Raw genomic sequence first — 12,311 nt, forward strand, 5'->3', positions numbered from 1 at the left:
GTGAGGAGGTGGAAATTTTGAACTCTGAGGTTCATCGGCGAAGCTTTGAGGTTAAAGTTTTGAGTTCTGAAGCGCAAGTTTTGCTTTCTGAAGTCGAAGTAATAATTTTTTATCCCCACTCTCAACTTCCTAATCCCCATCTCAATCGTTTAAATACCTGAAAATTGCTGTAAATTTTTAATTATGATTCAGGCAGAGGAATTTGTAGAAGCTGCGCGTAATATTGGCTTTGGGTGGTACACTGGCGTACCCTGTTCTTTTCTCACGCCTTTTATTAACTACGTCATCAATGACGTTCAACTTAGATATATTTCCGCAGCCAATGAGGGAGATGCTGTAGCGATCGCAGCTGGAGCCGCAATTGCGGGTAAACCAGCCGTAGTGATGATGCAAAACTCTGGTTTGGGGAATGCAATTAACCCGCTAACTTCCCTAACTTATATATTTCGGATTCCACTGCTGCTGATTTGTACCCTGCGGGGCGATCGCAACTTACAAGATGAACCACAACATCAATTAATGGGGCAAATCACAGATAAATTGCTGGAAACAATGACTGTACCTTGGGAATTTTTTCCTACAGATGCAGCAGAAATAGAGCCAGTTCTCCAAAGAGCCACAGCTTACATGCAACAAGAGCGCCGCCCTTATGCTCTAATTATGCGTAAAGGAGCGATCGCCCCCCATGCACTCACCCGTTCTTCTATCCCCGAACCAAAAGATAGTAATAGCACTCGTATTTACCAAAGCTTTTTTCGCGATCGTCAAGAACAACGCATTTCCCGCAGCGAAGCATTAGCTCGGATTGTGGAACTCATTGATGCAGAAAACACTGTAATAATTGCCACCACTGGATACACGGGGCGCGAACTCTTCGCTAGTAAAGATAGTGCCAATCATCTTTACATGGTTGGGTCGATGGGATGCGCTTCCTCAATGGCATTGGGACTATCCTTAGCCCGTCCAGACTTGAAGGTAGTAGTGATTGATGGCGATGGAGCAGCATTAATGCGAATGGGTAATTTTGCGACTATTGGCACTTATGGCGGTGCTAATTTGATCCATATTCTCTTAGATAATGAAGTCCACGATTCCACAGGCGCACAAGCCACTGTCTCTGCGGGTATCTCCTTTGCCAAAATTGCCGAAGCGTGCGGTTATGGCCTTACATTCGCCGGAGACGATCCAGCGCTTTTAGATGCTTTATTTACCACAGATACTAACACTAGACCTAAATTTGCTCATTTAAAAATCCGTCCAGGGACTTTAGAAAAGCTACCCCGTCCCAACCTCACCCCAGAAGCAGTTTTGCAACGCTTCATGAAACATATTGGTTCTGAGCTATAGCGGATCTCAATTGCATGAAATACAGACCTAACTCCCAGCCCCTTCCCTACTAGCGTTGGGGAGTAAGATTCTAAGCCTCTCTCCTTTTAGGGGCTACGGTGTACACACAAGTTATCTGAATCACTACCAGTCCTTGAATTACCCCACCCTAACCCTCCCCTTATAAAGGGGAGGGAACAAGAATCTCTTGTTTCCCCCCTTGGAAAGGGGGGATTAAGGGGGGTAATTCGACTTGTGTGTAACCGTAGCCTCTTAGGGGAGAGGAATGGAAGTGAGGTCAAACTGTATTGCATCCATATATTCAAACAGCAGTTAAAACAGGTTGAAAAGGTTGCAATAAAATACCCAAGATTTTATCAACTTCTTTAATATAGTACTCAGTCAAATCTATATAAACAGTCGTCTCTTCTAAAAATAAAAATTTCCAGTTAGTTCCACTAGTAACCGAGCCATAAATTCGCCCGACTTCATTACCTTGGGTTTGATTGAACAACTGCGCCGCAATCATTGCCGCTACACATTGACCAAGACCGCCGATAATATCTTCTTTTTTCGCTTCAAAAATAAACATCACTGGAGCAGAAATAAATAATTGCTCTTGGGAATTGCTGATGATGTAATCGCAAAAACCTTGCAAGCCTTGAGTTGAATCAACATTAAATTCATTTCCAGAGAACAGTGATATTTTATTATTTAATAATCGTCTGACTTCTGCGAGAATTGGGGCAATTAAAAACTCTGACCTAGCTTTTTCGGTGGCGATCGCAGTTGCTAAAGGAATGTAATCTATTAAAATCGTTCTAAGAGTTTCTGATGGTGTAACAGGTTTTGTATCAGCAAACAAATTCCGAGTTTCATCGAGTGTTAAGTCAAAACTCTTTTTCACCTTAGCGAGACTAAAATCGCTGTATGCCATCCTTTTGCCTTGTGATTATCTATTTTGTCTATTCCATATTGATACAACTCAATCTTAGCCCTATTGAATGGGAGCGATCGCAGTCAAGAAAATCGTAGGTTGGCTTGAGGCTTTGCGAAACCCAACTTTTTCGCGGGTTTGTTGGGTTTCGTTCCTCAACCCAACCCACGTAGATATTCTAACCGCCCTTTTAAGGTGAGTTTGACTGCGATCGCACCTTGGCTTGATTCGCCAACTCTTTCGCCCTCGCCTGGGAATCAAACTTTAATTTATTATCCCACTGCTGCGCTTGGCGGAACTTTTCAACAGCGCCGTCAATATCATGAACTCGCGCTAACTTATCACCTTGGATGACTAATACTGTAGCGGCTTGCACCAGCCGAGATGGAGTTTGGCATTCCGTTAGTTCTTGCAGCACTTCAGGATGGACAACCAGATAATTGTTGAGCAAGCCACAACCATCTTTGACTAACTTATTTAAATCTAAATTCCATATAATTATCGTCTTGTCATCACTTGCAGAAGCCAGCCTTTGCCCATCGGGGCTGAACACCACGCTATTGACCAAACTGCTATGCCCAGTCAGGGTTTGCACAGCTTTGCCTGTGGCGACATCCCAGAGTTTGATCGTCTTGTCACCACTTGCAGAAGCCAGCCTTTGCCCATCGGGGCTGAACACCACGCTATTGACCCGACTGCTATGCCCAGTCAGGGTTTGCACAGCTTTGCCTGTGGCGACATCCCAGAGTTTGATCGTCTTGTCACGACTTGCAGAAGCCAGCCTTTGCCCATCGGGGCTGAACACCACGCTTAAGACCGCACTGCTATGCCCTTCTAATGTATTCAGTTCTTGGAATTTGTTCTCTGGTTGTAAGTACACAGCTTTCTGCAAACTTCCCACAACCCGCATCTGGGTATCTATTGCCACCTTCCCGGCATTTTTCAGTTTTCCATTCGCTTTTAAGCCTTCTGTCAGTGCATCCCAGATTTGCCCAGAGGCAGAAAAGCTAGCTGAAGAGTTAGCAAGGGCGTAAATTTCACTGATTTCAGCTTGTTTTCTTTCCTGTTCTGCCCTTTGTGCTGCATCCCAGGCTGTAAATGTGAGGCCAGCTAAGACTAATCCGGCTGAAACTGAACCAAAAAGGGCGCGTTTGAGAAAACCATTGAGTTTTGCGTCACTCAGTTTTCTTTGTTCTCGTTCTTTTTCCAGTTCCGCCATCACCTGCTTTAACTTCGGTTCTTGTTGCTGGCGGATAAAGGTGGCGATGTAGTCGTGTACCAGTTGATAACGGTCGGCGGGGTTTTCTGGTAACAAAACCACTAAGCCAGATTGGACAAAAATCTCTAACACTAAATCTAATTTACTGATTTCAGAAGCTTGTTCCGCCCTACCTTCTGATCCCCCCGCCTCTAAATAATTCGTAATTCGTAATGGGCTACGCCCCGCTACGCTAACGTAATTCGTAATTAAGTTTTGGAATGGAGATTTGAACCCCACTGCAAAAGATACTATTGGTTGAGGTAGGGGAATTAAACGCCCAAACCTTGTTAAAAAGGGGGTAGAAGAAATTAAGCCCCCCTTTTTAAGGGGGGTTGGGGGGATCTCCGAGAAATACGCGAACAAATCGCGTTCCAACTCAGCGTGAGTCTTTAACGGGCGAGTTCCTTTTTCATCCGTCAGCAAATACAGTAATATGTCTGCTGCTTGCTGATTCTCAACGCCGCAATCATTAACAACTTCATCCAAATAACGCTTAACCAATTCGTCTTTAGTACCACGCTGCCGATATTCTGCCAGAGTTGTAATATTCTCCGTTTGCAGTTGCGCCCCCACAACCTGCAACTCAATGGGACGAACTTCGCCCAATTCCCCGGCTAAATCTTGCACCAGTTGTTCAACTAAAGCATCCTCTAAGTGAAAACTAGTATTTGCAGTTAAACGCTGAATAATTGACTTCGTATCCGCAGGTGAGAAGTTCCCCAACTTGTAAAGCACATTATTACTGAGAATGTCATTGCCAATAATCTTGAGACTGGGCAAATCATTGCACTCGAGCAAGTAATGAATGTAATCCACCCGCAGCGATAAGATAACCTTCACCGATAGAACATTCAGACACTCTCCCAAAAACTCAAAGAATTGCTTCCTTTGTGCAGGTTCGGTGTAAACAAAGAAAAATTCTTCAAATTGATCGAAAATTAGCACTGTGCGGAGATTGCGCTGTTCGTTTTCCCGTAGTTGAGTGATTAGAAACTTTGTAGAGACGCGATTCATCGCGTCTGCACTAGGGCGTGAAGAAGAAGAAAGAAGTAAGGAGTGGGTATTTTGAATATCAAAGGTCGAAGTTCCGAGTTCTGAGGTCGAACCTCCGAGTTCTGAAGTCGAAGTTCCGAGTTCTGAGGTCGAAGTTCCGAGTTCTGAGGTCGAAGTTCCGAGTTCTGAAGTCGAAGTTCCGAGTTCTGAAGTCGAAGTTCCGAGTTCTGAGGTCGAAGTTCCGAGTTCTGAGGCTGAAGTTCCGAGTTCTGAGGTCGAAGTTCCGAGTTCTGAGGCTGAAGTTCCGAGTTCTGACTCTCGCCATTCAGGAAAGACGCGATGAATCGCGTCTCTACAAATTCCCCACTCCTCACTTTTTCCCAAAAGCCTGCCTAATTCTTCTACCCAGTTGGTGTAAACCCGCATTACTACCGGCATATAATCTTGAACACCGATCGCTTTATTCTTTAAAGCTGGTATCAGTCCCGCATTCACTAGGGAACTTTTGCCAACACCCGATTGCCCATGAATTACTATCAATTTATAATCAGGGCGACCCATGCGTTCAATCAAACGTTCTACATCCAATAGGCGACCAGATGCAGCAATTTCTGGGGCAATGTTTCCTTGGGGAGAGTTTAAGCGCAATGTCTCTACAAGCGCCTGCTTTGTAGCTTCTAACCTACCCGCACCAATAAAAGCCCGCAAACCAAATTGCTGTTCAATAGAACGCCGTCGCTGTTTGATTTTGTATGCTTTGAGATATTCTTTCTGTTCAAAATAAATCTGCTGCAAAAATCTCAGAATATCCAAGTAAAGCCTGACATCTTCTAGGGGATTACCCACATCCCTAGCAGTTTCTAAGCTGAGATTTGCCTGTTGAATTTGACCCAAATGGTATTGAGAACGACCTAAAATAAACTGATATAAACTCAAATCTTTTGATTTAAAATCTCTTGCGGAAATCTCCGATACAACCCCTGATATACTCGCTGATTCCACACTGGGAATTGCAGCAAAAACTTTCAAAGCTTGCTGAACAAGCTGATTTGCTTCAACCCAGTTTCTTTTAGCCAAAGCCACCTCAGCTAAAAAACCGTAATCTTTGGCTAATTCCCTTAGCTGGTTATTAGTTTGATGTACTACTAAAGCTTGTTCTGCAAGACTCTGCAAAATTTCCCACTTTTGCAAGTCTCGCAAGATATCACCGAATTTAACTACTGCATTAGCAATTAAATCTGGACTTCTCAACCGGCTAATAAAATTTATATATTCTTGAAGATAATGCCAAGTCGCTTGCCAATCGGGATGATTAATATCTTGATGTTTAAAAGCTTTGAGATAATAACAAAAACCGATTTCACCGAGGATTTTTATCTGACGTTCTAAATCATTACTTTGCTGCCAGAGCTTATCAGCTTTGTGATAATATTCTAAAGCCAAATCTTTTTGATTATTTATCTGTTTGAGAAAACCTAATAAAGATTCTAAATTAGCTTGAATTTCTAAATTATAAACATCTGGCTTATTGAGTAAATATCTTTGCGCTGCTTCTAACTCATTTTCCAGCTTGATATATACATCTACGCTAAATTTTAAGTTATTATTAAACCAAGAATTAGCCGTTTCAGTAACAAAATCTACTAATTCTTGTGTTGATATCTCAAAATTTCTCGTAGTTGCCCAACTTTCCAAATCTGGCGCAAGCTGTATTAGTTGCTTATAGATTTCATCGTCAATCCACAACACTAAAGGAAAAGCAAAATTCTTGCGAAACTCTTCCCGCACCTGATTCGCAGAAGTTAACATCACAGATAAATTCTGCACTGATTCCAAACCCACAACCATTACACAGGCTGGTATCTCTTCGGTGAATTCTTCCTGAATCGCAGTATAAAGAGTTTTGCGAGATTGCTGCACCGCCAAGACACGAATTTCGACTTGACAAATTTCTCGCAATCTGGAGATTAAGCGATCGCGCAAGCTAGCATAATTACACCGTGCCAAAATCAGCTTAAACTGTCCCACGGAAGATTCAATCGCCCAAGCTAATTGTTTCAGAGAGCGTAGGTGTAGCCCGTCGTAGACATCGCTGTTTACATGCTCATCTTCTGATGGTTGTTCTGGAATCATAAACTTATGTACAGTGTGCGTGTAGGGTGTGTTACCGCGAAGCGTAACGCACCGAAAACCTGAGATGCTGCGTTACGGAAGATGTCGGTTGTGTACTAGAGATGGTGCGTTACGGAAGCCGTAACACACCCTACTGTTAAGGAACGTTCAACTCTCTGGCTTCAGCCAAGACGGGATTAACATCAAACCAAGACTCGCCACCATCCCGATATTCAAAAACAAACCGACTGCGGATCAGTTTTTGATATCCTTGGTCATCACTCACCTTTTTTCTTTCCTTGACATGACGTAACAATTGCCACTCATCATCAGAAATCGGCAACATTATTTCATTCCGCCGAGAACGAATAACTTGCTCTAAGGTGTCACGGGTTAAGGGAAGACTCATTTCTTCCATAATCCAGGTATTCAACAGCCTCAGCACGTCCCGCACATGACCACCGCTGATTTTACATAACCGTTCTAGGCTAGCCGCACTATCAAAAATCTCGGTAACTTTATTTAAACGCTCCTCTGGTGTCAACTCAGGAAAAGCTCTTGCTAGTACCATCTGCTGCATCAGTGCCATTCCCTGTAAATGAACACTGCCATCAGTCTTTTGTACAGGAACCATTGGTAACACCTTGGGATCTTCTGGGAAACGCTGAGTCAGCATTCCGTAATCGTTGGAAAACTTCAAAGATAAGGGCATGGTGTAGATGAGATGACAATTAAGCTTAGTCAAAAACTCACCTTGATCGACAAATAGATATTCTTGCTGCGGACGACCCCAAGGTTTGACACGATTATCTATGCGGTCAAGATTATCGACAATTACCACCAGACCATTTTTACCCTGCTGTTTGAGTTTAGCGATCGCAGGTTCCAATAATTCTTGATTAATTGCTTCTAGCAGTTTAGTTTTCTGCGGTGCTAAATACTGATTGAGTTTTTCTCGCAGCGTGGGGTCATTTTTCATCTTTGCGGTGATTTCACCAATGCCCACAGATAGAGAAAGCTTTTCTTTTTCAGAAGTTACACCAAAATCGCCGACATTGGGAACCTTAACTTTTACCCCCGTCACCTCGGAGTTTAAGACCTTCCAAGCACCTTGGAGCAACTCGTTAAACTTGTTAGGTGACTCCAGAGTAATTTTATCCAAACTTTGACTTACCCGTCGAGCGATCGCTAGTAGCACATCAGCAATATCAACATCAGTCATTTCCAGGTCGTCACTGGACTCAAAATAGACCACTTGGAAGCCTAATTTTTCCAGTTCTGCCTGTAACCGTAATAGTTCCGTCGATTTTCCACAACCAATATGCCCAGTAAATAAAGTGCAAGTGGGTTCATTGGGCTTAAAAAAAGTAATTTTCTGCTTCAGCTTGCCCAGAATATCACCACCTCGAACTGAAGAAAAATCTATATAATACTTGCCATCAGAGCTATTGTTAACAAACAGAGTTCTGCTGGGGTCGGTAGCCTGATAAAATTCCCGTAAATCTATGGACATAACGCTGGTAGTGCAATTATCTCGTATTGTCCTAGATATTCTTGTTCAAAATACAAACTTTTAATTTATTAATGCCAAATGCCCAATGACAAATGACCAATAAGGGATTTCCAAGTAAAAAAATATTCCGTCGGAGAGGGACAAGGGGGACAAGGAAGACAAGGGAGACAAGGAAGAAAGAAGTCTAGTTGAGTAGACAAATTGAATAATTTATTTTTTGGAGTTCCCTAACAAATAACAAAATGATTTTACTAAATCCCGGCCCCGTCAATTTAAGCGATCGCGTCAGAAATGCCCTATTACATCCCGATTTGTGTCATCGGGAAGTAGAATTTTCCCAACTTCAGAGCAGAATCCGCGAACAATTACTTCAAGTTTATGGTCTTGGAAGCGGCTGGGCAGCAGTTCTCCTAACTGGTTCTGGTACTGCCGCGATGGAAGCGATGATTAGCAGTTTAGTACCCACAGACGGGAAATTACTAGTCATTGAAAACGGTGTATATGGCGAACGACTATCCAAAATCGCCAAAATCCACGGCATTAATTACATCACACTTTCCCATCCTTGGGATGCCGAAATAGATATCAACGCTTTAGTCAAGCTTTTAGATGAAAACACTGACATCACCCACCTGGCTGTCGTTCATCACGAAACTACTACCGGTCGCCTCAATAATTTGCTAGAACTTGCACCCATTTGTCAAGAACGCCAGATCAAAATATTAGTAGATGGTGTCAGCAGCTTTGGTGCAGAGGAACTAAATTTTGCCGATTGGGGAATTACTGCTTGCGCTGCAACAGCCAATAAATGTTTGCATGGGGTTCCTGGAGTGTCCTTTGTCATCCTGCAACGGGATGCACTACCAGTAGACACAATTCCCCGCACTTTATATTTAGATTTAGGAACCTATTGCCAGCAGCAAGACCGAGGCGGTACACCTTTTACGCAATCAGTACAGACATTTTATGCCTTAACAGAAGCTTTGCAAGAAATGACCGAAGCAGGGGGTTGGCGTGCCAGACACAGCCATTACAACCAACTTGCCAGCCTAGTCAGAGACGGATTAGCCTCAATGGGAATTAAACCTCTACTTCCTCTTGGCAGTTCATCCGTTGTCTTGAATGCCTATTACTTACCCGATGGTTTCAGCTATGAGAAATTTCACGACCAACTCAAGCAACAAAACTATATCATTTATTCTGGACAGGGAAATTTAGCTCAATCTATCTTCCGAGTATCAACAATGGGAGCTATTACCCAAGCTGACATGGAACGTTTTATTGTTGTTGTTAAACAAATTATTCGTAATTCGTAATATTCACAGAAGGGATAACGTTGAAAAAGAATTCAGAATTCAGAATTCAGAATATTTTACTTACGCATAACTTAACGCAAACTCGCTATCGCTACGCTATCCGCCACTCGGACTTCAATTCATTCTGTTAGCGGATAGCTAAGGTTTAGCCTATTCTGATTCCTGACTCCTGAATTCTTCTTTCTCTTAGTTTTGATCCAAGCGCAGTACTGCCATAAAAGCTTCCTGGGGTACATCCACAGTACCTACAGATTTCATCCGCTTTTTACCTTTTGCTTGCTTCTGCAAAAGTTTCTTCTTCCGACTGATATCACCACCGTAGCACTTGGCAAGCACATCTTTCCGCAAAGCAGGGATATGTTCGCTGGCGATAACTTTACTGCCAATAGATGCCTGAATTGGGACTTTGAATTGATGGCGGGGAATTAGCTCTTTGAGTTTTTCTGCCATTGCCCGCCCGACGTTATAAGCTTTATCCCGATGGACAATCATCGCCAAGGAATCCACAGGATCGCCGTTAATCATAATATCCAGCTTCACCAGAGGATTTTCACGGTAGCCAATGATGTGATATTCCATACTGGCGTAGCCGCGCGATCGCGACTTCATTTGATCGAAAAAGTCAGTTACAACTTCCGCCAAGGGTAGCTCATACGTAAGTGTGGTTCGTCCTTGAGTGAGATATTTCATATCTTTGAAGATGCCACGGCGGTTTTGTGACAACTCCATCAAGCTGCCAACATAAGTTTCCGGCGTAATCATCTCTACTTGGACGTAGGGTTCTTCAATCCTTTCGCGATCGTTAGGCGAAGGTAAGCGGCTAGGATTATCGATGTAGAGTTCCTCACCTTTAAGGGTGATCACCTTATAAACCACCGAGGGGGCTGTAATGATCAAATCGAGGTTATACTCTCGCTCTAGACGTTCCTGGACAATTTCCATGTGCAGCAAGCCCAAGAACCCGCAACGGAAGCCAAACCCCATCGCGCTCGAAGTTTCTGGTTCGTAGTGCAGCGCTGCATCGTTGAGTTCCAGCTTTTCTAAGGCTTCCCGCAAATCTTCAAATTGATCGGCATCAATGGGGAACATCCCGCAAAAAACCATTGGGTTCGCTTCTGCGTAACCTGGTAAGGGTGACTCCGCTTTCGCTTTACTGAGGGTAATTGTGTCTCCTACTCGTGCATCAGCTACAGCTCTAATTGCCGCCCCCAAATAGCCTACTTCTCCGGCGTGCAGTTCTTCAACTTGCTTTTGAGTGGGAGAAAGAACGCCTAACTCATCAATTTCAAATTCTTTACCGGATGCCATTAAATGGATGCGATCGCCTTTTTTTAGTGTGCCATCCATCACCCGAAAATACACAATTACTCCCCGGTAACTGTCGTAATAACTATCAAATATTAACGCTCGTAAGCGTTCATTTATGGTATTGGGCGGTGGCGGTATCCGCTCGACAACTGCTTCTAAAATCTCATTAATACCAATTCCTTCTTTAGCAGAAGCCAGAATCGCACCACTGCAATCTAGACCAATAATTTCTTCAATTTCGCCAATTACCCGTTCTGGTTCTGCCCCTGGCAAATCAATTTTATTCAAAACCGGGATAATTTCCAGGTTACTCTCTAACGCTAAATATACATTTGCCAAAGTTTGCGCCTCTACACCTTGGGACGCATCTACTACCAATAGCGCTCCTTCACAAGCAACAAGAGAGCGGGAGACTTCATAAGAGAAATCAACGTGTCCTGGAGTGTCAATTAAGTTCAGCACATATTGCTGACCATCTTTCGCTGTGTAATTCATCCGGGCAGCTTGCAGCTTAATCGTAATGCCGCGCTCCCTTTCCAGATCCATGTTGTCGAGAAACTGTTCCTTCATCTGTCGGTCTTCAACAGTGCCAGTAGCTTGTAGTAAGCGATCGGCGAGGGTTGATTTCCCGTGGTCGATGTGAGCAATAATACAAAAATTGCGAATGCGAACTGCGGGAACGTCAGTCATATACTATCTTTGCCTTAGCAGCAACCAAAGTTAAAAGAGCAATTTACTTAATGTATTTTAATGCTTTCTTAGCCAAGACGCTGCTTGCTTTTAATGGGGACTGGGGACTGGGGACGAGGGACTAGGGACTAGGGACTAGGGAAGAGTTTTCCTAACTTAATACCCAAAATACCCAGTCCCCAATACCCAGTACCCAATTCCCAGTCCCTTCTTCACCCCATCTTTAACTTTCGATCTAAATAGGTGGACTTTTAAGAATATTATGAAAGTCTATTTGTCGCTGCTAGTATTCAACATCTAGGAGCGTACAATAAATGTAAATAAGTACATGTAGGATCGTGTAGCGATCGTGGGCAATTGCGACTCGTAATTCCCCATAATCACTGAATTTATCGGCAAAACTTCTAAAGCCATTGTCTAGCCAGTTATATGTAAAATGCGATTTGAAACTTAAAGCTGTTACTTTGGTGCTATTTGGGGGAACTATTTAACTGTCCCCTTGAAGATTTTTCAGTGAATTAGCCCAAATGATGAATATAACTACTTTACAAAGCTTTAGACAAAACCAATTCACAGTATATCAAACCTATGAATATGCAAGAGAGAACTACCGAAGCGGAAAACACACGAGCCGATAAGGTAGAAATTGCTGTCCGCCTGGATTCCGAGTTACTAGAGCAAATTCAGCATCTCACCAACGATCCAAGTAAAGTGATTGAGGTAGCAATTCGCCAGTGGTTACGCGGTGAAATCCTCAGAGATGACGAACTGACGCGCACCCCTGTGCGTACCCCCGTTCCTCCTCGAGGTGAATGGAACGATTGATGCCATCATTCATCTGTCAATGTAAGTTAA

The 12,311-nt window shown here is 43.3% G+C and carries 8 protein-coding genes; 4 read left to right on the plus strand and 4 right to left on the minus strand.

The window, feature by feature from the left end; all coding sequences use genetic code 11:
- Positions 1-8: 8 nt before the first annotated feature.
- Positions 9-161 (plus strand): hypothetical protein, encoded by a 153-nt coding sequence (locus CDG79_RS42355; RefSeq protein WP_189524992.1) that lies wholly within the window; start codon positions 9-11, stop codon positions 159-161.
- A gap of 22 nt (positions 162-183) precedes the next feature.
- Positions 184-1,347: a phosphonopyruvate decarboxylase gene (aepY, locus tag CDG79_RS14030; protein WP_094342659.1), complete on the plus strand. Its 1,164-nt coding sequence runs from the start codon at positions 184-186 to the stop codon at positions 1,345-1,347.
- 301 nt (positions 1,348-1,648) lie between these two features.
- On the opposite strand, the gene CDG79_RS14035 is transcribed toward aepY, so the two are convergent.
- From CDG79_RS14035 to CDG79_RS14045, 3 genes are all read right to left on the minus strand, one after another.
- On the minus strand, positions 1,649-2,263 hold the full coding sequence (locus CDG79_RS14035) for a hypothetical protein (protein WP_094342660.1): 615 nt from the start codon (positions 2,261-2,263) through the stop codon (positions 1,649-1,651).
- Positions 2,264-2,453: 190 nt separating this feature from the next.
- Positions 2,454-6,650, minus strand: a complete 4,197-nt coding sequence (locus CDG79_RS14040; protein ID WP_223278144.1) for a WD40 repeat domain-containing protein — start codon at positions 6,648-6,650, stop codon at positions 2,454-2,456.
- Positions 6,651-6,786: 136 nt separating this feature from the next.
- Positions 6,787-8,142: an AAA family ATPase gene (locus CDG79_RS14045; protein WP_094342661.1), complete on the minus strand. Its 1,356-nt coding sequence runs from the start codon at positions 8,140-8,142 to the stop codon at positions 6,787-6,789.
- Between the two features lie 242 nt (positions 8,143-8,384).
- Here CDG79_RS14045 and CDG79_RS14050 point away from each other — a divergent pair, with 242 nt between their 5' ends.
- Positions 8,385-9,458 (plus strand): 2-aminoethylphosphonate aminotransferase, encoded by a 1,074-nt coding sequence (locus CDG79_RS14050; protein ID WP_094342662.1) that lies wholly within the window; start codon positions 8,385-8,387, stop codon positions 9,456-9,458.
- A 186-nt stretch (positions 9,459-9,644) separates the two neighbouring features.
- On the opposite strand, the gene lepA is transcribed toward CDG79_RS14050, so the two are convergent.
- Positions 9,645-11,456, minus strand: a complete 1,812-nt coding sequence (gene lepA, locus CDG79_RS14055) for a translation elongation factor 4 (RefSeq protein ID WP_094342663.1) — start codon at positions 11,454-11,456, stop codon at positions 9,645-9,647.
- 588 nt (positions 11,457-12,044) lie between these two features.
- Between lepA and CDG79_RS14060 the strand changes: the two genes are divergently transcribed.
- On the plus strand, positions 12,045-12,281 hold the full coding sequence (locus CDG79_RS14060; RefSeq protein WP_094330513.1) for a hypothetical protein: 237 nt from the start codon (positions 12,045-12,047) through the stop codon (positions 12,279-12,281).
- Positions 12,282-12,311: the final 30 nt, after the last annotated feature.

The sequence above is a fragment of the Nostoc sp. 'Peltigera membranacea cyanobiont' 232 genome (assembly GCF_002245985.1).
Lineage (GTDB): Bacteria > Cyanobacteriota > Cyanobacteriia > Cyanobacteriales > Nostocaceae > Nostoc.